General features: G+C 62.9%; 22 protein-coding genes and 1 pseudogene. 17 read left to right on the top strand and 6 right to left on the bottom strand.

Annotation, left to right across the window (positions count from 1 at the left end; genetic code table 11):
• The 10 genes and pseudogenes from AC1D1M_RS29470 to AC1D1M_RS29425 all read left to right on the top strand — a co-directional run.
• Positions 1–368: pseudogene (locus AC1D1M_RS29470) on the top strand (dolichol-phosphate mannosyltransferase); the annotation flags it as partial.
• Positions 365–643 carry a lipid-A-disaccharide synthase N-terminal domain-containing protein gene (locus AC1D1M_RS29465; RefSeq protein WP_110660501.1) on the top strand — a complete coding sequence of 93 codons (279 nt, stop codon included), beginning with the start codon at positions 365–367 and terminating at the stop codon, positions 641–643. The pseudogene AC1D1M_RS29470 and the gene AC1D1M_RS29465, both read left to right, overlap by 4 nt.
• A gap of 3 nt (positions 644–646) precedes the next feature.
• The gene (locus AC1D1M_RS29460) at positions 647–2,056 is read left to right on the top strand and encodes an ArnT family glycosyltransferase (protein ID WP_477778413.1); all 1,410 of its coding nucleotides are present in this window, start codon (positions 647–649) and stop codon (positions 2,054–2,056) included.
• Between the two features lie 150 nt (positions 2,057–2,206).
• Complete coding sequence (locus tag AC1D1M_RS29455; protein ID WP_477778412.1) at positions 2,207–3,379, top strand: acyl-CoA dehydrogenase family protein; 1,173 nt, start codon at positions 2,207–2,209, stop codon at positions 3,377–3,379.
• Positions 3,376–4,569, top strand: a complete 1,194-nt coding sequence (locus AC1D1M_RS29450) for an acyl-CoA dehydrogenase family protein (RefSeq protein WP_477778411.1) — start codon at positions 3,376–3,378, stop codon at positions 4,567–4,569. Before AC1D1M_RS29455 ends, AC1D1M_RS29450 begins: the two co-directional genes overlap by 4 nt.
• Before the next feature lie 13 nt (positions 4,570–4,582).
• A complete protein-coding gene (locus tag AC1D1M_RS29445) occupies positions 4,583–5,365 on the top strand; it encodes an SDR family oxidoreductase (RefSeq protein WP_204934507.1) in 783 nt (260 codons plus the stop codon).
• 2 nt (positions 5,366–5,367) lie between these two features.
• Entirely contained in the window at positions 5,368–5,826 is a 459-nt protein-coding gene (locus AC1D1M_RS29440) for a MaoC family dehydratase (RefSeq protein WP_477778410.1), read from the top strand.
• A gap of 29 nt (positions 5,827–5,855) precedes the next feature.
• Positions 5,856–7,058 (top strand): acetyl-CoA C-acyltransferase, encoded by a 1,203-nt coding sequence (locus tag AC1D1M_RS29435; RefSeq protein ID WP_477778409.1) that lies wholly within the window; start codon positions 5,856–5,858, stop codon positions 7,056–7,058.
• On the top strand, positions 7,059–7,448 hold the full coding sequence (locus AC1D1M_RS29430) for a nuclear transport factor 2 family protein (protein ID WP_477778408.1): 390 nt from the start codon (positions 7,059–7,061) through the stop codon (positions 7,446–7,448).
• Complete coding sequence (locus AC1D1M_RS29425) at positions 7,445–7,879, top strand: nuclear transport factor 2 family protein (RefSeq protein WP_477778407.1); 435 nt, start codon at positions 7,445–7,447, stop codon at positions 7,877–7,879. The genes AC1D1M_RS29430 and AC1D1M_RS29425 overlap by 4 nt, the downstream gene beginning before the upstream one ends.
• Here AC1D1M_RS29425 and AC1D1M_RS29420 read toward each other — a convergent pair.
• Together AC1D1M_RS29420 and AC1D1M_RS29415 are read right to left on the bottom strand one after the other, a co-directional pair.
• Positions 7,855–8,355, bottom strand: a complete 501-nt coding sequence (locus AC1D1M_RS29420; protein ID WP_477778406.1) for an SRPBCC family protein — start codon at positions 8,353–8,355, stop codon at positions 7,855–7,857. The two genes, AC1D1M_RS29425 and AC1D1M_RS29420, sit on opposite strands and share 25 nt — an antisense overlap.
• Before the next feature lie 13 nt (positions 8,356–8,368).
• The gene (locus AC1D1M_RS29415; RefSeq protein ID WP_477778405.1) at positions 8,369–9,145 is read right to left on the bottom strand and encodes an SDR family oxidoreductase; all 777 of its coding nucleotides are present in this window, start codon (positions 9,143–9,145) and stop codon (positions 8,369–8,371) included.
• Between the two features lie 157 nt (positions 9,146–9,302).
• Here AC1D1M_RS29415 and AC1D1M_RS29410 point away from each other — a divergent pair, with 157 nt between their 5' ends.
• The 4 genes from AC1D1M_RS29410 to dmpG are packed head-to-tail and all read left to right on the top strand — an operon-like array spanning position 9,303 to position 12,908.
• Positions 9,303–10,145 carry an alpha/beta fold hydrolase gene (locus AC1D1M_RS29410; RefSeq protein ID WP_477778404.1) on the top strand — a complete coding sequence of 281 codons (843 nt, stop codon included), beginning with the start codon at positions 9,303–9,305 and terminating at the stop codon, positions 10,143–10,145.
• A complete protein-coding gene (locus AC1D1M_RS29405; protein ID WP_477778403.1) occupies positions 10,142–10,933 on the top strand; it encodes a fumarylacetoacetate hydrolase family protein in 792 nt (263 codons plus the stop codon). The genes AC1D1M_RS29410 and AC1D1M_RS29405 overlap by 4 nt, the downstream gene beginning before the upstream one ends.
• A gap of 18 nt (positions 10,934–10,951) precedes the next feature.
• Entirely contained in the window at positions 10,952–11,860 is a 909-nt protein-coding gene (locus AC1D1M_RS29400; RefSeq protein WP_046042760.1) for an acetaldehyde dehydrogenase (acetylating), read from the top strand.
• Between the two features lie 13 nt (positions 11,861–11,873).
• Complete coding sequence (gene dmpG / locus AC1D1M_RS29395) at positions 11,874–12,908, top strand: 4-hydroxy-2-oxovalerate aldolase (RefSeq protein ID WP_102702278.1); 1,035 nt, start codon at positions 11,874–11,876, stop codon at positions 12,906–12,908.
• Positions 12,909–12,970: 62 nt separating this feature from the next.
• Here the strand turns inward: dmpG and AC1D1M_RS29390 are convergent, their stop codons facing one another.
• From AC1D1M_RS29390 to AC1D1M_RS29375, 4 genes are all read right to left on the bottom strand, one after another.
• On the bottom strand, positions 12,971–13,138 hold the full coding sequence (locus AC1D1M_RS29390; protein ID WP_007997177.1) for a hypothetical protein: 168 nt from the start codon (positions 13,136–13,138) through the stop codon (positions 12,971–12,973).
• A gap of 346 nt (positions 13,139–13,484) precedes the next feature.
• Positions 13,485–14,033, bottom strand: coding sequence for an ADP compounds hydrolase NudE (gene nudE / locus AC1D1M_RS29385; protein ID WP_477778402.1), 549 nt, complete (start codon positions 14,031–14,033; stop codon positions 13,485–13,487).
• A gap of 87 nt (positions 14,034–14,120) precedes the next feature.
• On the bottom strand, positions 14,121–15,251 hold the full coding sequence (locus AC1D1M_RS29380; protein WP_008048786.1) for a helix-turn-helix transcriptional regulator: 1,131 nt from the start codon (positions 15,249–15,251) through the stop codon (positions 14,121–14,123).
• Between the two features lie 136 nt (positions 15,252–15,387).
• Positions 15,388–16,431, bottom strand: a complete 1,044-nt coding sequence (locus tag AC1D1M_RS29375; protein ID WP_477778401.1) for a 3-ketosteroid-9-alpha-monooxygenase, oxygenase component — start codon at positions 16,429–16,431, stop codon at positions 15,388–15,390.
• 146 nt (positions 16,432–16,577) lie between these two features.
• Between AC1D1M_RS29375 and AC1D1M_RS29370 the strand changes: the two genes are divergently transcribed.
• From AC1D1M_RS29370 to AC1D1M_RS29360, 3 genes are read left to right on the top strand one after another with little or no spacing between them, the layout of a single operon-like run.
• Positions 16,578–17,417, top strand: coding sequence for an SDR family NAD(P)-dependent oxidoreductase (locus AC1D1M_RS29370; RefSeq protein ID WP_477778400.1), 840 nt, complete (start codon positions 16,578–16,580; stop codon positions 17,415–17,417).
• Positions 17,404–18,330 (top strand): alpha/beta hydrolase, encoded by a 927-nt coding sequence (locus AC1D1M_RS29365; RefSeq protein WP_477778399.1) that lies wholly within the window; start codon positions 17,404–17,406, stop codon positions 18,328–18,330. Before AC1D1M_RS29370 ends, AC1D1M_RS29365 begins: the two co-directional genes overlap by 14 nt.
• Positions 18,327–19,442 (top strand): 3,4-dihydroxy-2-butanone-4-phosphate synthase, encoded by a 1,116-nt coding sequence (locus AC1D1M_RS29360; RefSeq protein WP_477778398.1) that lies wholly within the window; start codon positions 18,327–18,329, stop codon positions 19,440–19,442. The genes AC1D1M_RS29365 and AC1D1M_RS29360 overlap by 4 nt, the downstream gene beginning before the upstream one ends.
• The last annotated feature ends 98 nt before the right edge of the window (positions 19,443–19,540 follow it).

Here is a 19,540-nt window from a genome sequence, read left to right as displayed (position 1 = left end):
CCGGACACCGGGTCAATCGCCGCGACACCGCGAGCAAACGCTACGCCTCGCGTTTCGCCAACAACCTGCGCCGCCGCCTGCTCAAAGACGCCACCCCGGACACCGGTTGCGGCCTGAAGCTGATCGAGCGCGCGGCGTTCTTGCGCCTGCCGTACTTCGACCACATGCATCGCTATATTCCAGCCCTGATCCAGCGCCATAACGGCCGCATGATCGTGCACCCGGTCAACCACCGGCCGCGCACGGCCGGGGTGTCGAAATACGGCAACATCGACCGCGCGCTGGTGGGCATTCTCGATTTGTTCGGTGTCTGGTGGCTGATCAAGCGCACGCGGCTGAACACCATTGCCCAGGAGATAGAAGGATGAATCTCTCCCGCGAAGCCTTGTGGCTGATCGTCGGTTTTGTCGGCCAGATCGCCTTTACCGGGCGGTTTGTCCTGCAGTGGCTGTACAGCGAGTACAAGAAACGCAGCGTAATCCCCGTGAGCTTCTGGTACCTGAGCATCGTCGGCAGCACCTTGCTGCTTGCCTATGCCATTTACCGTGAAGACCCGGTGTTCATCGCAGGGCAGGCCTTTGGCTCCCTGGTCTATTTTCGCAACCTGCAGTTGATCGCCAAAAGTAAAAGCCTGAAGGAGTAGGTCATGCGCGGATCGTTATCGACCCGAAATATTACGTTGCTCGTGGCCATCGCGATGGCGTTGCTGTTTTTCTGGGGGCTGGGCAGCGTGCCGTTCCTCAGTGTCAACGAGGCCCGCCGCGCCGTTACCGTGCGCGAAATGCGCGAGGCTGGTAGCTGGCTGCTGCCTTACATGAACGGCGACTTGTACTTGTCCAAGCCGCCGTTTTTCTATTGGGCCGGCCTGGTTTCAACGGCGGTGCTGGGCAACTTGTCCGAATGGAGCGTACGTCTGCCTTCGGCACTGGCTGCTGCCTTGTGCTGTGTTGGCACCTATCTGTACGGCGTTCGGCAAGCGGGGCGGCAGGTCGGTCTGTTCGCCGTGGTGTTCCTGGCCGCGAACGGTGCCTTCAGCCTGTTCGCACGGCGCTCGGAAATCGAGATGCTGTTGACCCTGCTGTGCTTCGGCGCGCTGCTGGCGGCCTGGCAGTTCATCTTCCTGCAAGGCCGGGTCTTGTGGAGTCGGCTCAGCTACGTGCTGTTGGGCTGCGCGCTGCTGACCAAAGGCCCCGTCTGCCTGTTGTGGGTGACGGCGCCGATCCTGGCCTATGCCTTGATCTACCGCGATGCCCGGGCCAAGGCTTATCTGTGCGACGGTTGGGGCTGGCTGATTGCCGTGGTGCTGGGCAGTTCCTGGTACCTGGCGGTGTCGGTGAGTCAGGGCTGGGGGATCTGGGCCTCGATCATCAGCGAAGACATCGTGAAGAAGATCGACGGGCAGGGCGCCGAGGCCTGGTATGCGTACCTGTTGTACCTGGCGGGTGATTTCTTCCCGTTCTGGCTGATCGTGTTTGTACAGCCGCGCAAGTTCTGGGCAATGATCCGCGCGCGCCGCGAGGCGGGCATGTTGCTGATTTGCAGCCTGTTGCCGCTGCTGGTGTTTTCCCTGTTCACCGAAAAGCATGGCAAGTACCTGTTGCCGGTTTATCCGTCCATGGCGTTGCTGCTGGCAATGCACTGGTCGGCGCTGCTCGATGACCTGAAGGGGCGCTGGCGCACGGTCCTGGCCGTTGTGCCCTGCGTGATGCTGGCCGGGTTCGTGGTGTTCTACATGTTCGTCGAAGCGCGGGTGCTGTCGCACCGGGTCGGTGGTCTTGAGCAGATTGCCACGCTGGCCGACGGACAGCCGGGGCAGAAGGCTTATACCCTCGGTGAGCCGGATATCCGCCTGGTCTATTACATGGGCCGGCCGGTGGCGCAGCTGACGGTGGCGCAGTTGCAGTCCGAGCCCCGTCCGGCGGGGCTGCTGTTTGTGCAAGAACCCCTCGCACCGGAACTGCAGAACCTGGCGTCATGCCAGGTCGGTGAAATCAACCCGTACCTCAAACCGCACCGTGCGGCGCTACTGGTGCGCATGGGCGGAGACTGCCGCTGATCGGCTTCCCGGTCGAACAGTCACCGCAGCACATCACCCGTTCGGACTAGGCAGGGCTAACGATTCTGCCGCGTCCGGGCGGCGCCAAACTTCATGCTCAAAGGGGTGTTGCGCCACGCGCGCCCCGCCAAACGAGCAGAAGGCGCCGCGATGGAGTTTGCATTCAGCGACGAACAGGAAATGATCCGCGCATCGGCCGAGGGCTTCCTCGCCGATGTCTCGGATTCTGCCGCCGTGCGCGCGGCAATGGTCAGCGAGCGGGGCTTTGATGAAGCCCTCTGGCAGCGTCTGTGCCAGGAAATGTACTGGCCAGCCATTCATATCCCCGAAACCTATGGCGGCCTGGGCCTCGGCTTTGTCGAGCTGACGATCCTGCTGGAACAGATGGGCCGGCGTTTGCTGTGCTCGCCGTTTTTCGCCACCGCCTGCATGGCCACGCCTGCGCTGTTGCTGGCTGCCAATGATGAACAGAAGCAGCGCTGGTTGCCGTCGATTGCCGACGGCAGCGTGACCGCGACCCTGGCGTTCAGCAGTGCCAACGGCTGGTCAGCCGACGATGTCCAGGCAACGGTGGTGGCCGAGGACGACGGGTACGTTCTCGACGGCACGCTCAAGCATGTGCTCGATGGGCATGGCGCCGACCTGTTGATCATTGCCGCACGGCAACCCGGAACCACTGGGAAAAATGGCATCAGCCTGTTTGCCGTGAGCGCCGAGCGGGCCGGCATCGAGCGGCAAATGCTGCCGACCATGGACCAGACCCGGCGCCAGGCGCGGATCCAGCTCAAGGGCCTGTACCTTGACGCTGACTGCCTGCTGGGTGAATTCGGTCACGGCTGGCCGCACCTTGAGCGAGTCCTGCAACTGGCCTGCATCGGCCTGGCTGCCGAGCAGACCGGCGGCGCGCAGCAGGTGCTCGACCTCAGCGTGGCCTACATGCAGGAACGCCAGCAGTTCGGTCGCCCGATTGCCAGTTTCCAGGCCCTCAAACACCGCGCCGCCGACATGATGCTGCAAGTCGAATGCGCGCGTTCGGCCAGTTACTACGCCGCGTGCGTGGCCCAGGAAGTTCTCGATCCAGAGGGTGATCCGCAGGTCGCGGCCGAACTGCCGCTGGCGGCGGCACTGGCCAAGGCGCAGTGCTCCGAGACTTATTTCCACTGCGCGTCCGAGTCGATCCAGCTGCATGGCGGCGTCGGATTCACCTGGGAATACGACCCGCACCTCTACTTCAAGCGCGCCCGCGCCAGCGAGAGTTTCCTCGGGCTACCGGCCTGGCATCGCGAGCGGATTGCCGCGGTCATTCTTGGAGAGCAGCCATGAAAATCAGTTTCAGTGAGCAGGACGAACGCTTCCGCCGGGAAGTCGCCGACTGGATGAGTGCCAACCTCTGCGGCGAATTCGAAGCCCTGCGTTTTCGCGGCGGTCCGGGCGATGAGCATATGTTTCCCGAAGAGCGCAAAGCCTGGGAGCGCAAACTCGCCGAAGGCGGCTGGACCTGCGTCGGTTGGGCGCCGGAGCACGGTGGACGCGGACTGTCGATCACCCAGCAAGTTATATTCCACGAAGAGTACGCCCGCGCCGGCGGTCCCGGCCGCATGGGGCATATCGGCGAAGGCCTGGCCGGGCCGACCATTGCCGTGTTCGGCACGGTCGAACAGCAACAGCGCTTTTTGCCAGGCATCGTCAGCGGTACGTCGTTCTGGTGCCAGGGCTATTCAGAGCCGGGCGCCGGTTCCGACTTGGCCAACGTTAAGACCCGCGCAACGCTGGATGAGGCGACCGGCCAATGGCTGATCAACGGACAAAAAGTCTGGACGTCCCTGGCCCACGAATCGGATTGGTGCTTTGTCATCGCCCGCACCGAACCGGGTAGCGTCGGCCATCGCGGTCTGTCGTTCCTGCTGGTGCCGATGGCCCAGGCACAAATCACTGTGCGACCGATCGAGCAACTCACCGGTACCTCGGAATTCAACGAAGTGTTCTTTGACGATGCCCGCACCGACGCCGCCAACATCATCGGCGCGCCGGGAGAAGGCTGGAAGATCGCCATGGCGCTGCTGGGTTTCGAGCGCGGCGTCTCGACCCTCGGCCAGCAGATGCAGTTTCAGAACGAGCTCAACGAAATCATCGCCAAGGCCCGCGCCAACGGCGCCGACCGCGATCCGATCTTGCGCCAGCGCCTGGCCGAAGCCTGGAGCGGGCTGCGGATCATGCGCTACAACTCGCTGCGCATGCTCTCGGGTAGCCAGGACGGTTCGCTGCGCAAGGAGGCGACCATCTACAAGCTGTTCTGGTCGACCTGGCACGCCAGCCTCGGCAAGTTGGCGATGGACGTCCTCGGCGCCGAGGCGGAATTGCTCGAAGCCGCGCCTTACCAACTGACCCGTTTGCAGTCGCTGTACCTGTTCAGCCGCGCCGACACCCTGTACGGCGGCAGTAACGAAATCCAGCGCAACATCATCGCCGAGCGTGCCTTGGGCATGCCCAAAGAGCCGCGTCCACGCGCCTGAAAGGAGAGAGTTCATGTCTGTACCTCAATATGTTGAAGGTCGCGGCCTGCTGCGCGGCAAGTCGGTGCTGATCACCGCGGCGGCGGGTGCCGGCATCGGTTTTTCCGCTGCTGTGCGTGCTGCCGAGGAAGGTTGTCGCGCGCTGATGATCAGCGATATCCATGAAGGCCGCTTGGCCGAAGCGGTGGTGAAGATCCGCGAAACCACCGGGCTGCAGCAGGTCTTCGGCCAGGTCTGCAACGTTGCCGACGAAGCCCAGGTGCAACAACTGATCGCCTGCGCCGAGCGTGACCTGCAAGGCGTCGATGTGCTGATCAACAACGCCGGGCTTGGCGGTTCGCGCTTGCTGGTGGAGATGGGCGACGAAGAATGGAACCGGGTGCTGGATGTGACGCTCACCGGCACCATGCGCATGACCCGCGCCATGCTGCCGAAAATGATGGAGCGGCGTGCCGGCGTCATCGTCAACAACGCCTCGGTGCTGGGCTGGCGTGCGCAGAAAGAACAGTCGCACTACGCCGCCGCCAAGGCCGGGGTCATGGCGCTGACCCGCTGCGCAGCGGTCGAGGCCGCTGACTACGGCATCCGCATCAACGCGGTCAGCCCGAGCATTGCCCTGCACGATTTCCTGCGCAAATCCGCGCCCCAGGCGGTACTCGATCAACTCGCCGCCAATGAAGCGTTCGGCCGTGCCGCTGAGGTCTGGGAAGTGGCCAACGTGATGATGTTCCTGGCCAGCGACTACAGCTCCTACATGACCGGCGAAGTGTTGTCGGTGTCGAGCCAGAGGGCCTGACCATGCCACGTATTTTCGACACGCCGATGGCCTTGTTCGACGCCGTGGGCGAATCACTCGGCGCCAGCGACTGGCTGTTGCTGGAACAGGACCGCATCGACCGGTTCGCCGACGCCACCGGTGATCACCAGTGGATTCACGTCGATCCGCTCAAGGCTGCCAGCGGCCCGTTTGGCACCTGCATTGCCCATGGCTACCTGAGCCTGTCGCTGGTCAATCTGTTCTTGCCGCAGATCGTCGAGGTCCGTGGCCTGGCCATGGGCGTCAATTACGGCTGCGAGCGCGTGCGCTTCCCCTCGGTGGTGCGCGTCGGCTCCCGGGTGCGCGGCAGTGCGCAATTGATCGCGGTCGAGGAAGTGAAAGGCGGCGTACAGGCGACCATCCGCGTCAGCGTCGAAATCGACGGCGAGGAACGCCCCGGCTGTGTGGTCGACACCATCAGTCGCTATTACCCGGCCTGATCTTCAACAGCATTTTCGAGGAATCCAGCATGAAAGAAGCCGTCATCGTTTCCACCGCCCGCACTCCGATCGGCAAAGCCTTTCGCGGTGCGTTCAATGACACCGAAGCGCCGCAACTGGGCGGCCACGTGGTGCGCGAAGCCGTGCGCCGTGCCGGCATCGAGCCGGGTGAAGTGGACGACGTGATCATCGGCGCCGCGGCGCAGCAGGGCACTCAGTCTTATAACCTGGGTCGCCTGTGCGCGATTGCCGGCGGCTTGCCGGCATCGGTTGCCGGGATGGCCGTCGAGCGCCAGTGCTCGTCGGGCCTGATGAGTATCGCCATGGCCGCCAAAGGCATCATGTGCGACGAAATCGACATCGCTGTGGCCGGTGGCCTGGAGTCGATTTCCCTGGTGCAGAACAAGCACAAGAACCTCTATCGCAACCAGTCCAGCCTGGTGCTCGACCTCGATCCGCACGCCTATATCCCGATGATCGAAACCGCCGAGATCGTCTCCGCGCGTTACGGCATCTCCCGCGATGAGCAGGACGAATACAGCTACCAGAGCCAGCTGCGTACCGCACAGGCCCAGAGCGCCGGGCGCTTCGACCGCGAGCTCGCGCCGCTGGCCAGCCGCAAGGCACTGTTCGACAAGGCTACCGGCGAAACCAGTTATGAAACCGTCACCTTGCTGCGTGACGAGTGCAACCGCATCGACACCACCCTCCAGAGCCTGAAGGCGCTGGAGCCGGTGTGGCCGGGCGGTCAGTGGAGCGAAAAGGGGCGTTTCATCACCGCCGGCAATGCCTCGCAGTTGTCCGATGGTGCGTCGGCCTCGGTGCTGATGAGCGCGAAAATGGCCGAGAAGCGTGGCCTGGAACCGCTGGGGATCTATCGCGGCATGGCCGTGGCCGGCTGCAATTCCGACGAGATGGGCATCGGCCCGGTGTACGCCATTCCCAAGCTGCTCAAGCGCCACGGCCTGACCATGGACCACATCGGCCTGTGGGAGTTGAACGAAGCGTTCGCCTGTCAGGTGCTGTACTGCCGCGACACCCTGGGCATTCCGGCCGAACGCCTGAACGTCAACGGCGGGGCGATCTCCATCGGCCATCCGTTCGGCATGTCCGGGGCGCGGATGGTCGGCCATGCGTTGGTTGAAGGCCAGCGCCGCGGTTTGCGTTACGTGGTGGTGAGCATGTGCATCGGTGGCGGCATGGGCGCTGCTGCTCTATTCGAGGTGGTCTGAATGATCAGCGCTCAACAGATTCAGACGACCATGGCGCGTTATGTGGAGCTGGTGGATGCCAGCGACATCGAGGGCATCCTCGCGCTCTACGCCAGTAACGCTACCGTGGAAGACCCGGTCGGCCACGCGCCGTTGCAGGGTATCGACGCCATCGCGCGCTTTTACCGTGAAGGACTGGGGGCGATAAAAGTCTCCGCAACCCAGACCGGCCCGGTGCGCGCGACGCTCAACGGTTGCGGCGCGATGCCGTTCCGGGTCGACATGGAGTGGGGCGGGCAACCGTGCTCGTTGCATGTGATCGACGTAATGGAGTTCGATGTCGACGGCAAGATCCGCTCGATGAAAGCCTTCTGGAGTGAAGTCAATGTGACGGCGCGAGGTGCAGCATGAATCTGGAACAGCGGATCGCCCGCCTGGAAGCGCTGGAGGACATCCGCCAGCTCAAGCATCGCTACCTCAACGCCTGCGACCTCAAGCAGGTCGAGGTGATTGCCGACTGCTTTGCCGAAGGTGAAGTGTTGATCGATTACGGTCTGTTGGGGATCTTTCGTGAGCGCGATAGTTTTGTCTCGCTGTACCGCGAACTGGCCTGTCATGAGCGGGTGATCGACCTGCATCACGGTGCCAACCCGGAAATCGAGGTGCTGAACGAGGATCAGGCCCAGGGCCGTTGGGCCCTGTGGTATTTCAACCTGGATGGCGAGAGCGGGGCGACGCGGCAGTTGGGTGGCTTCTATCAGGACCGTTACCAGCGTATCGCCGGCCAATGGAAGATCGTCGCCACCCGTTTTACCGCTCACTCGGAAGTGGCGCGTTCCTGAAGGCGGGTTTCGATCCGGTCGGAGTTCTGTGTCCGGCCGGTTTCGTAGAAGGCCTTGAGGTTCTCGGCAATCTGCTGCACGACCTTGTTGAAGGCCTTGGCCAGCAACCTTTCAAACAGCCTGCCACCGCGCAGGCTGTATCTCATTTGCAGGGTGATGCGGGTCACATCCCCCTCCGGCTGCAAGGCATAACTGAAACTCGCCTCGCGAAACGGAAAGGGCGAGTCATTGCCGCCCTTGTGCAACCGCAGCACGAACCCCGTGCCTTCCCGCCACTGCACCACGCTTTCATCCAGATACTGACCGCCCTTGCGCAACACCCGGCGGCTGGCGCCCAGGCCTTCCTGCACGCCGGGATGAAACTGGCAACCGGTCAGGCCCGGCACGTAGTGCGGGGCCAGGCTCAGGTCGCGCAGTTTGGCCCAGGCGGCTTGTTGCGTGAGGTTCAGTACAACGCTGTGGCTGGCTACGGGCATGTCAAAGCTCCTCTTATGAATGGGATTGGGCCGCGTCGAGAAACGCCGGGCGTTCGCCCGCGCCATGCACCGCGATGTCCGCGCCGCTGACGTAACGGGCCAGCGTCGAGGCCAGGTACAGGCAGGTATCACCAATGTCCTCCGGGGTCGCCAGTCGTTGCAGCGGAATGGTCGCCGCCACCCGGGCAATGCCCGCGTCGTCACCATAGTGCATGGCCGCCTGCTCGGTGAGAATCAGCCCGGCGGTCACGGCGTTGACCCGCACCTTCGGCGCCCATTCCACCGCCAGCGAGGTGGTCAGGTTCAGCAGACCGGCCTTGGCCGCACCATATGCGGCGGTGCCGGGAGAAGGGCGGGTGGCGCTGACGCTGCAGATGTTGATGATCGCACCGCCGTCGGCCTGGGCCTGCATCACCTGGTTGGCCTGCTGGCACAGGTTCAGTGGCGCGATCAGGTTCAGGCGAATGATCGCTTCACTGAAACGCGGCGAGGCCGTGGCTGCGTCGGCATTCGGTGAGCCACCGGCGTTGTTGACCAGCACATCGAGGTGACCGAAGCGCTCGACGATTTGTGCGATCAAGCGCCCGGACTGCTCGACGTCCCGCAGGTCGCAGGGCACGAACAGCGCCTCGCGCCCGGCGCTGGCCGGCAGGGTTGGCGGGGCTTCGCGACCGCAAATCACCACTTCGGCGCCACAGTCGAGGAAGCGCTGGCTGATGCCGCGCCCCACACCTTTGCCACCGCCGGTGACCAGTACCACTTTGCCGCGAAAGTCCATCGGATCAAGCATGGGAGTTCTCTTTTCGTCGCTCGGGAATGCCATCGATGCTAGGTCTGCAACCCCGACAGGCCAACGTCCAAAGGGACTAGGTAGTCCTGTCGGACGATGTTGGCGACCCGGCCCCTCGGAATAATCCGGCTACAACAACAGGCCGGGAGGACACCTTATGGGCGCTTCAGCGCAAGGGCACTTCGTTACGCTGCCGGATGGTTTGCAGCTGCACTATCTAGACGTAAGCGGGCAAGACACCGGCAACTGCGAGCCGGTGATTTTCATCCATGGCAGCGGGCCGGGCGCCAGCGGTCACAGCAACTTCAAGCAGAACTACCCGGTGTTCGCCGAAGCCGGTTACCGGGTGATCGTCCCGGATCTGCCGGGCTATGGTGCTTCGGACAAGCCCGACACCCTCTACACCCTGGACTTCTTTGTCGCAGCCCTGAGCGGTCTGCTCGACGCCCTGGACATCCAGCGTTGCGTGCTGGTCGGCAACTCCCTGGGCGGTGCGATCGCGATCAAACTGGCCCTCGATCAACCGCAACGGGTCAGCCGTCTGGTGCTGATGGCCCCCGGCGGCCTGATGGAAAAGGAACAGTATTACCTGCAAATGGAAGGCATCCAGAAAATGGGCGCGGCCTTCGCCAAGGGTGAGCTGAACGATGCGGCGGGCATGCGTCGCCTGCTGGCGTTGCAGCTGTTCGACGAAACCCTGATCAGCGACGAGACGGTCAACGAGCGTGTGGCGGTGGTGCAACAGCAACCGGTGTGCGTGCTGTCGACCATGCAGGTGCCAAACATGACCGCGCGCCTGGGTGAACTGCAATGCCCGATCCTCGGTTTCTGGGGCATGAACGACAAGTTCTGCCCGTCCTCCGGTGCCCAGACCATGCTGGAAAACTGCTCGGGCATCCGTTTTGTGATGCTCAGCGAGTGCGGGCATTGGGTCCAGGTCGAGCATCGTGATCTGTTCAACCGCCAGTGCCTGGCGTTTTTTCAGGAGGCCCGCGGATGAGCGTGCAACTGCGCCGTGAGTTCGGCGAAGAGCTTTATCAGGCGCTGCTCAGCGGCTCCACCCTGGCGCCGCTGACCGAGCGTTGGCCGTCGATCAGCATTGAAGACGCCTATCACATTTCCCTGTACGCCATTGAGCGTCGGGTGGCGGCCGGTGACCAGATCGTCGGCAAGAAAATCGGCGTGACCTCGGCGGCAGTGCAGCAGATGCTCAATGTGCATCAGCCGGATTTCGGCTTTATCACGCGGCAGATGTCGTTCGATGACGATGCCCGGATTTCCCTGTCCGCCAACAAACTGATCCAGCCCCGTGCCGAGGGCGAGATCGCCTTCAAGCTCAAGCATGACCTGGTCGGCCCCGGCATCACCGAAGCCGACGTGCTGGCCGCCACCGAATACGTGATGCCGTGCTTCGAGATCGTCGACTCGCGGATTCACGACTGGCGCATCCGCATCCAGGACACGGTCGCTGACAACGCCTCCTGCGGCGTGTTCGTGTTGGGTGACAGCAAGGTCGATCCGCGTGAACTGGACCTGCCCAATTTGCGCATGCGCGTGTTCAAAAACGCAGAGCCGCTAAGTGAAGGCCTGGGTTCGGCGGTGCAGGGCAATCCATTGACTGCCGTGGCCTGGTTGGCCAACACCCTGGGCGCCTTCGGCATTCCGTTCAAGGCTGGGGAAATCATCCTGTCCGGCTCTCTGGTACCGCTGGAACCGGCCCGTGCCGGCGACTGTTTTTCTCTGACCATTGATGGCCTGGGCAGTGCCCGGGTGTCTTTCTGCGCCTGACTTTTGGAGTTTGACCCAATGAGCAAAAAACTCAGAGCGGCCATTATCGGCCCGGGCAACATCGGCACCGATCTGCTGATGAAAATGTGCCGATCGGAATGGATCGAGCCGGTGTGGATGGTTGGCGTCGACCCAGAATCCGAGGGCCTGAAACGTGCCCGGGAAATGGGCATCAAAACCACCGCCGGCGGTGTCGATGGCTTGCTGCCCCACGTACTCGACGATGACATTCGCATTGCCTTCGATGCCACCTCGGCCTACGTGCATGCGGAAAACAGCCGCAAGCTCAACGAGCTGGGGGTGATTATGATCGACCTCACGCCAGCGGCCATCGGCCCGTTCTGCGTGCCGCCGGTCAACCTCAAGGAGCACGCGTCAAGCCTGGCGATGAACGTCAACATGGTCACCTGCGGCGGCCAGGCGACGATCCCGATGGTGGCGGCGGTGTCGCGGGTGCAACCGGTGAGTTACGGCGAAATCGTCGCCACCGTGTCCTCGGGGTCGGTCGGCCCGGGCACCCGGCAGAACATCGATGAATTCACTCGCACCACGGCCGGTGCGGTGGAGAAGATCGGCGGCGCCCGACGCGGCAAGGCGATCATCGTGATCAACCCGGCCGAGCCGCCGTTGATGATGCGCGACACCATCCACTGCCTGACCGATGACGAGCCGAACCAGGACGCGATCCGTACCTCGGTGCTGGAGATGGTCCGCGAAGTTCAGCGCTATGTACCCGGCTACAAGCTGATCAACGGGCCGGTGTTCGACGGGCGTAAGGTGTCGATTTTCATCGAGGTCGAAGGCCTCGGCGATTTCCTGCCCAAGTCCGCCGGCAACCTCGACATCATGACCGCTGCCGGTTTGCGCACCGCCGAGATGTTCGCCGAAGAAGCCCACAAGGGCACCCTGCAACTGCCTGCCCGTTGAGTGGAGAATCTCTATGAATTTGCAAGGTAAGAGCGTCCGTCTGCATGACATGAGCCTGCGCGACGGCATGCACGCCAAACAGCATCAGATCAGCATTGAACAAATGGTCTCGGTGGCCACCGGCCTCGATGCGGCTGGTGTGCCGCTGATCGAAATCACCCACGGCGATGGCCTGGGCGGTGCGTCGCTGAACTACGGTTTCCCGGCCCACAGCGACGAGGAGTATTTCGCCGCGGTAATCCCGCAGATGAAACAGGCCAAGGTTTCGGCCCTGTTGTTGCCGGGGATTGGTACTCTCGATCATCTGAAGATGGCTCATGAACACGGCGTGTCGACCATTCGCGTCGCCACCCATTGCACCGAAGCGGACGTGTCCGGCCAGCACATTGGCATGTCGGCGAAGATGGGCCTGGACACTGTCGGCTTCCTGATGATGGCGCACATGGTCAGCCCGGAGAAACTGCTGGAGCAGGCGCGCCTGATGGAGAGCTACGGCGCCAACTGCATCTATTGCACCGACTCGGCCGGCTACATGCTGCCCGATGAAGTGACGCAGAAAATCGGTGCCCTGCGTGCCGGACTGAATGCCGGGACCGAAGTCGGTTTCCACGGCCACCACAACATGGGCATGGCCATCGCCAACTCCCTGGCAGCCATCGAGGCCGGTGCTGCGCGCATCGACGGTTCGGTTGCAGGCCTTGGCGCCGGTGCGGGCAATACACCGCTGGAAGTGTTCGTCGCGGTGCTGGAGCGCATGGGCGTCAACAGTGGCGTGGATCTGTACAAGATCATGGACGTGGCCGAAGACCTCGTGGTGCCGATGATGGACCAGCCGATCCGCCTCGACCGCGATGCCCTGACGTTGGGTTATGCCGGGGTCTACAGTTCGTTCCTGCTGTTCGCCAAGCGGGCTGAGCAGAAGTACGGCATTGCGGCGCGTGAGCTGCTGGTTGAGCTGGGTCGACGCGGAACCGTGGGTGGTCAGGAAGACATGATCGAAGACCTGGCGCTGACCCTGTCACGCGCTCGCGGGGTCCTGCCGACCTGATCCCGGCAGGAACAAAAAAACCACCGATTCGGTGGTTTTTTTATGCGTGTTGCAAACCACGCTCAGGGCAGCAGGTTGCGCACCACTGGCGGATAACAGTTGATCGCCGCGCTCGAACAGCTGAAGTAGGCCGTGGTCGGTCGGTAGGCTTCATTCTTGAACAGTTGGCACAGGCTGGCGGTGCTGCCGGCACAGACGATGATGAACAGGGCGCAGGTGGCTTTTCGCATGGCGTGCCTCGATACGGATTTTTGTTGTTGTAGCGATACGGTATGACGGCGTGTGGAGCGTGACTTCGTCCGAATGGACTAGACGATCAATTTGAAGCTGCCTCGTCCCTTGTGGGAGCGAGCYTGCTCGCGATGGCGGTGTGTCAGGYGAWGTGGATGCTGGATGTGCYGGCCTCWTCGCGAGCAAGCTCGCTCCCACAGGTTTATTGGGCGTYCCCGGGATCTGTGACTGGCTGCAATCCCTGTGGGAGCGAGCTTGCTCGCGATGRCGGYGKGTCAGGCGAAGTRGATGYTGGATGTGCCGGCCCATCGCGAGCAGGCTCGCTCCTACGGGTTTTGTGTGGTGTCAGGTGCGTCGGGCGAGGGCGCCCATGGCCATAAACAAGGCCGCAATCGCCCGGGCTTCGTGGAGGTCGCCGCGGGCCACCAGTTCGGGGATCTGTGCCAGTGGTACGCGAAGGCATTCCAGGGGTTCGGGCTCGTCGCCTTGCAGTTGGCAGGGGCTCAGTTGTTCGGCCAGCACCACGCGGTAGCGATGGCACAAGTGCCCTGGTGCCAGTGTCAGCTCGCCCAGTTCGGTGAGACGGGCGGCGCGCAGTCCGACTTCTTCGCTCAGCTCGCGCTGCGCCGCCTGCAAATAGTCTTCGTCGGGCTCGGCGCCGCCCTTGGGCAGGCCGAGAATGGTTTTTTCCACACCGACCGCGTATTCGCGCACCAGCAACACATGCGCAGGATCAGGCATCGCCACCAGCATCACCGAGCGATAACCGGTGCCGCGCAGGCGTTCGTAGACCCGCTGCTGGCCGTTGCTGAATTGCAGGTGCAGGGCTTCGATCTGAAAGTGGCCGCTTTGCGCCAGCAGTTCAGTCTTGAGGATGGTTGGGCAGTTGCGCATGGGGCAGTTCCCTGTTTGGGATAAAGACACTGTGCGCTGTACAACGGGAGCCGCCATCGTCCGAGCGGACGAGGGCGGCAATGAGGGCTAGCCGAGGGTCGCCACGCTGCGCAGGATCAGGCGCACCAGCATGGTCTGGCGGGTCACGCCGGTCTTGGAGAAGGTCGAGCGCAGGTGTGCCCGGGAGGTGTTGCGGCTGATGCCCAGCTCTTCCGACGCTTCGTCGAGGGTCAAACCGTTGGCCAGCAACATCGCCAGCTGGGTTTCCGCCGGGGTGAAGTCGAACAGCGCGCGAACGATTTCCTGCGGTGCAGTGGACTGTTGTTCCGGGTCGCTGATGAAAATCACCACGGTCGGGCACTGTTTGCCTTCGCTCCAGTCGGTCAATGGCACCGAGCGCACGATGATCCCCAGGTCCGCTTTGCCGGACGGCCGCTGCACGCGCAGGGCTTCGACCACCGACGGGTTGCTGCTCTTTTGTGACAGCAGCGACTGCTTGACCAGTCGGCGGAACTCCTGGGTGTCCCGGGCCGTACCGACCTGCAGGCCATCGTTGACCAGTTTGATGCCGTCCTTTTCCTGGATCAGCCGGTCGGCGACCTGGTTGGTCTGCAGCACCTTGCCGGACTCGTCGAGGATGATCGTGCCGACCGCCATCTGGTTCACCGCGCCGGCGTACAGGTTGCGCTCGGCTTCGATGCGGTTGAGTTGCATGTGGATCTTGATCGAACGTTCCAGGTGCGCAATGAAATGTGTGAGCATGGCCTTTTCTTCATTGCCGAAAGGCTTGTCGTCACGTCCGCGGCTGATGCGAATGCGGCACTGGGCGCCGTCGACGGTATTGATGTCGGCACCGAGGATGTGGAACACGTCCACCGGTTCAAGGAAGTTCTTGTAGAACTCGGAATTCTGCCAGTCGTCGTTGGAGACGAACTCGGCGAGGGTCACCACCTGGCGGTTGGGCAGGTCGACAAACGGATCGAGGCTGAAAAAGTGCTTGTTATAGGACGCGGTCGCCTCGGTCGAGGTGCCGGTGGTGTTGACCATCAGACCGTCCACGTGGGCGCTGGGCGGACGCAGGATGAAGGTCACGTACTTGCTGTTCAGATGCACATTGAGCTGATTGAGAAAAGTAGCCCAGGGAATGGTTTCCAGCGGCCCCTGATAGAGGTTGCCGATCAAATCACTGAACGTATCGAGGCTGAGGCTCTGCTGCATGGGGAAAAACCGTTTTTATTATTAGCGTTGGCGGGGGCCGAGAATAAGCGCCGATATCGGCTCCTTGCAACGCTCGGGCTCAGGGCCTGACAGGCGGCTGCCGGTCAGGTCCGGGGCGGGCGAAAAGCCGCTGGCGTCAGACCCGTTCGCTGGCGCGCACGACATACTTCTTGTGTTCGGCAACGTCCGCCGACAGCGCCTGGACGTCGGTGTAGAACTGCTCGTACCAACGGCGCAACTGATAGACCGGACCGTCGCCGTCACACAGCAGCGGGTTGTCGACGCGGGTCTTGCTGTGCCAGATGGCCACGTCTTCGTAGAAGGCTGCCTGCGCCTGCGCCACGTAGGCCTTGGCCATCGCCTGGTTCTGCTCTTCGCTGAGCCCCGGGATCTTTTTCACCAGCACGCCGTAGCGCAGGGTGAAGCTGTCGAGATCGATCGGCACGTGGCAGTTGAGCAGGATCGAATGGATCGGCTGGCCGTTCATGGCGCCGTTCATTTCGGTGATCTGATAGGCCGGGCCGAAGTAGGTGGCTTCGGTGGTCAACACGCTGTCACCGGACAGGCGCTCACTGCGGGCGCGCATGATCTGGGTGGCCAGGTGGCCCTGGAAAATATTGATGAACTCTTCGACCGGCGCGCCGTGCACAGTACCGAAGTGCGCCATGTCGGCGATGTTGTCGATCAGTTCGCGGCAGTTGGTGCCAATCTGCAATTCGGCGACTTCCCACGCCGCCCATTCGTCGCTGTAGCAGGCGTCGATGCGCGGAATGCGTTGTTCCGGCAGCGGCGGGTTGCCTTCAGGGTCATTCCAGACGAACAGCAGCTGGTTTTCTTCCATGATCGGCCAGCTCTTGATTTTGGCCCGTGGCGGAATGCGCTTGGCGTACGGAATGTCATCGCACACGCCATCGGCGCCCCAGCGCCAGGCGTGGAACGGGCAGCGGATCGAGTTGCCTTCAACGCAACCGGTGCTCAGGTCGGCGCCCATGTGCGGGCAGTAGCCATCCAGAATATGCAGCTCGCCGTCTTCACCCTGGAACGCCACCAGGCGGGTGCCGAACACCTCCAGGCGATGGGCCTTGCCGTCGCGGTATTGCGCGGCCAGGCCCAGGCAATGCCAGCCGCGGGCGTAGCGGTCTTCCAGCAGTTTGGCTTCGATGCGGTGCAGGGTACTCATCTTATTATTCTCCCAAGGGATCACGGGTTTGGCGCATGTAACGGATTCTGCCGCCCCTGTAAAAGCGGGCATCGTCTGAATGGACGATGGCTGCTTCAAGTAGGCCCGCTCTACTGGCGTCATTGGACCCATGGCAGGAGTTGGCGATGAATAATGAACAAGGGCCGGTAGCGGTGATTACCGGGGCCGCCAGTGGTATTGGCCGAGGCCTGGCCGAACACGCGGCGACACTGGGCATGCGCCTGGTACTGGCGGATCGGGATGCGGCGGGCCTGCAAGCCCTGTGCGAGGAATTGAAAGCCAGCGGTGTGCAGGCGATTGCCTGCGTCACCGATGTCGGTGATGTAACGCAGGTCGAGCGCTTGCGTGACCGGGCTGTCGAGCACTTTGGCGGGGTTGACCTGCTGTTCAACAATGCCGGGGTGATGCAAACCGGCTTCAGCTGGGAAATCACCGAGGCGCAGTGGCAGCGCATACTGAACGTCAACCTCAGCGGGGTGATCAACGGCATACGCAGTTTTGTGCCGCTGTTGCTCAGCCAGGGCCGGGCAGCCCATGTGATCAACACGGCATCCCTTGCCGGGCTGGTCAGCAGCCCGCTGATGGCGCCGTACAACGTGACCAAGCAGGCCGTGGTCGCGCTCTCGGAAACCCTGCATTACGAACTCGCCATGCTGGGTGCACCGGTGTCGGTTTCGGTGCTGTGCCCGGGGCCGGTGGCCAGTGAAATCATGGCGTCGAACCAGGAAGTGGGCACCGCCGGATCCGACTTCAGTCAACTGCTCGACAGCACCGTTCGCCAGGGCATGACCCCGGCGGAACTGGCCGCGCAAGTGTTCGCCGCCGTCGCGCAAAAGCGTTTCTGGATCCTTCCCCACAAGAGTTTCAAACCGGCCCTTGAACGCCGTCTGCAAAGCATCCTGGGAGAAACCAATCCGCAGTTTCAAATGACTGACGTAGAGGACGATGCCCATGCCGCTCGATAAGCAGATCGCTGGAGTACTCCAGCAGTTTCGCGACATCCCGGAGCCCGATTTCAGTCAGATCGATGCCGCTCAGTACCGGCAGTTCTCCGACAACCTGCTGCCGGCCATCCCCGGCGAACCGATGAGCGAGGTGCGCGACCTGAAAGTGGCCGGCGCGGACGGTGATCTGGACGCACGACTGTACCGGCCATCGGAAGAACCCGACCTGCCGTTGCTGGTGTTTTTCCATGGCGGTGGATTCGTCATGGGCAATCTCGATACCCACGACAATCTCTGCCGTTCGCTGGCCCGTCAGACCGAGGCGGTGGTGGTGTCGGTCGCCTACCGACTGGCGCCGGAAAGCAAGTTCCCGGCTGCACCGCTCGATTGTTATGCGGCCACCTGCTGGCTGGTTGAGCACGCGGCTGAACTGCGCGTCGATGGCACCCGACTGGCCTTGGCCGGGGACAGTGCCGGGGGCAATCTGGCGCTGGCGGTCAGTCAGTTGGCGGCACAACGCAGTGGGCCGAAGATCAGTTATCAGTGCCTGTTCTATCCCGTTACCGACGCCGGTTGCGACAGTCAGTCCTTCGAAGACTTCGCCGAGAGTTATCTGCTTTCCGCTGGGATGATGCGCTGGTTCTGGCAGCAGTACCTGCAAGACGTCGGGCAGGCGGATGATCCTATGGCCTCGCCACTGCGCGCCGAGAGCCTGGCGGGATTGCCGCCAACGACCCTGATTACCGCCGAATATGACCCGTTGCGTGATGAAGGCGAGGCAATGGCCGAGTGCTTGCGCGAGGCCGGCGTGCCTGTGCGCGTACAGCGTTGTGACGGCATGATCCATGGTTTTATCAGCATGGCGCCCTTTGTCGAAGGGGCGGCACATGCCTTGTCCGATGCGGCGGCCGACCTGCGCGGGGCACTCCAGTGAACGGCCTGGCTTTCAACACGGTACCGCAACTGATCGAGGCCATCGGTGCCGGTCGGATGGTGGTGATCACCGATGACGAACACAACGGCGAAGGCTCGTTGCTGATGGCCGCCGAACAGGCCGGGGCCGAGGCCGTCACCTTCATGGCGGTGCAGGCGCGCGGGCTGATTTGCCTGGCCCTGACCGAGCAGCGCTGCCGCGCGCTGGGCCTGGACCTGATGGTGCCCAACTCCCGGGCGCAACATGGCGTGGGTTTTACCCGCTCGATCGAAGCCGCCACCGGGGTGTCCACGGGTATTTCGGCGGCAGACCGGGCGCGGTCGATCCAGGTGGCAGTCGACCCGGCCAGCGTTCCGGCGGACCTGGTGCAGCCGGGGCACATTTTCCCGGTGCAGGCGTTGCCCGGTGGCGTGATGCAGCGGGCCGGCCATGTCGAGGCCGCTTGCGACCTGACGCGACTGGCGGGGCTGCAACCGGCGGCAACGCTGGTGGGCATTCTCAACGAGGACGGCGAACTGGCCCGTGGTGCCGAGTTGCATGAGTTCGCCCAACGGCATGGCTTGCGGATCGGCACCATTGCCGACCTGATTCACTATCGCATCCTGCATGAAGGCACGATCGAGCGCGGCGGCGAATATCCGTTGCATACCCGCCACGGCGAGTTCCAGGTGACCACCTATCAGGACACCTACCAGGGCTCGTTGCACATGGCGCTGGTCAAGGGCCGGATCGACAGCACGCAACCGGTGCTGGTGCGGGTGCAAAGCATCGAGACGTTGCGTGACGTGCTGGGGTGTGAACGCGAAGGCGGGCCGCAACAGTGGACCCTGGAGCGTTCGCTGGCCAGTATCGCGGCGGCCGGTAGCGGTGTGCTGGTGCTGCTGGCGCAAAAGGAAACCGCCGAGGGCGTGCTCGAACAACTGCGTCAGCGCAACGCAGGCAAGCACCTGGCGTCACCATTTCCGCAACGGACCCTGGGCATCGGCGCGCAGATCCTGCGTGACCAGAACGTACGCAAATTGCGCCTGATGAGTTCGCCGGTGCCGTACAAGGCCGTGTCCGGGTTTGATCTGGAAGTGACGGAATTCGTGCCGTTTCAACCGGCAGACTGAAGCCTACACCTAAACCTGTGGGAGCGAGCTTGCTCCGGGCGGCGTTCCGACGATGGCGGTCTGTCAGGCGACATTGATGTTGACTGGGCCGGCCTCAT

It is taken from the genome of Pseudomonas sp. P1_F7 (assembly GCF_056405655.1).
Note: the sequence above shows the minus strand (reverse complement) of the source record. Positions and strands in the feature narration are given on the sequence as shown.

Coding starts and splice junctions, on each gene's coding strand:
- AC1D1M_RS29465 (WP_110660501.1), top strand. CDS start 365: ATGAATCTCTCCCGCGAAGCCTTGTGGCTGATCGTCGGTTTTGTCGGC.
- AC1D1M_RS29460 (WP_477778413.1), top strand. CDS start 647: ATGCGCGGATCGTTATCGACCCGAAATATTACGTTGCTCGTGGCCATC.
- AC1D1M_RS29455 (WP_477778412.1), top strand. CDS start 2,207: ATGGAGTTTGCATTCAGCGACGAACAGGAAATGATCCGCGCATCGGCC.
- AC1D1M_RS29450 (WP_477778411.1), top strand. CDS start 3,376: ATGAAAATCAGTTTCAGTGAGCAGGACGAACGCTTCCGCCGGGAAGTC.
- AC1D1M_RS29445 (WP_204934507.1), top strand. CDS start 4,583: ATGTCTGTACCTCAATATGTTGAAGGTCGCGGCCTGCTGCGCGGCAAG.
- AC1D1M_RS29440 (WP_477778410.1), top strand. CDS start 5,368: ATGCCACGTATTTTCGACACGCCGATGGCCTTGTTCGACGCCGTGGGC.
- AC1D1M_RS29435 (WP_477778409.1), top strand. CDS start 5,856: ATGAAAGAAGCCGTCATCGTTTCCACCGCCCGCACTCCGATCGGCAAA.
- AC1D1M_RS29430 (WP_477778408.1), top strand. CDS start 7,059: ATGATCAGCGCTCAACAGATTCAGACGACCATGGCGCGTTATGTGGAG.
- AC1D1M_RS29425 (WP_477778407.1), top strand. CDS start 7,445: ATGAATCTGGAACAGCGGATCGCCCGCCTGGAAGCGCTGGAGGACATC.
- AC1D1M_RS29420 (WP_477778406.1), bottom strand. CDS start 8,355: ATGCCCGTAGCCAGCCACAGCGTTGTACTGAACCTCACGCAACAAGCC.
- AC1D1M_RS29415 (WP_477778405.1), bottom strand. CDS start 9,145: ATGCTTGATCCGATGGACTTTCGCGGCAAAGTGGTACTGGTCACCGGC.
- AC1D1M_RS29410 (WP_477778404.1), top strand. CDS start 9,303: ATGGGCGCTTCAGCGCAAGGGCACTTCGTTACGCTGCCGGATGGTTTG.
- AC1D1M_RS29405 (WP_477778403.1), top strand. CDS start 10,142: ATGAGCGTGCAACTGCGCCGTGAGTTCGGCGAAGAGCTTTATCAGGCG.
- AC1D1M_RS29400 (WP_046042760.1), top strand. CDS start 10,952: ATGAGCAAAAAACTCAGAGCGGCCATTATCGGCCCGGGCAACATCGGC.
- dmpG (WP_102702278.1), top strand. CDS start 11,874: ATGAATTTGCAAGGTAAGAGCGTCCGTCTGCATGACATGAGCCTGCGC.
- AC1D1M_RS29390 (WP_007997177.1), bottom strand. CDS start 13,138: ATGCGAAAAGCCACCTGCGCCCTGTTCATCATCGTCTGTGCCGGCAGC.
- nudE (WP_477778402.1), bottom strand. CDS start 14,033: ATGCGCAACTGCCCAACCATCCTCAAGACTGAACTGCTGGCGCAAAGC.
- AC1D1M_RS29380 (WP_008048786.1), bottom strand. CDS start 15,251: ATGCAGCAGAGCCTCAGCCTCGATACGTTCAGTGATTTGATCGGCAAC.
- AC1D1M_RS29375 (WP_477778401.1), bottom strand. CDS start 16,431: ATGAGTACCCTGCACCGCATCGAAGCCAAACTGCTGGAAGACCGCTAC.
- AC1D1M_RS29370 (WP_477778400.1), top strand. CDS start 16,578: ATGAATAATGAACAAGGGCCGGTAGCGGTGATTACCGGGGCCGCCAGT.
- AC1D1M_RS29365 (WP_477778399.1), top strand. CDS start 17,404: ATGCCGCTCGATAAGCAGATCGCTGGAGTACTCCAGCAGTTTCGCGAC.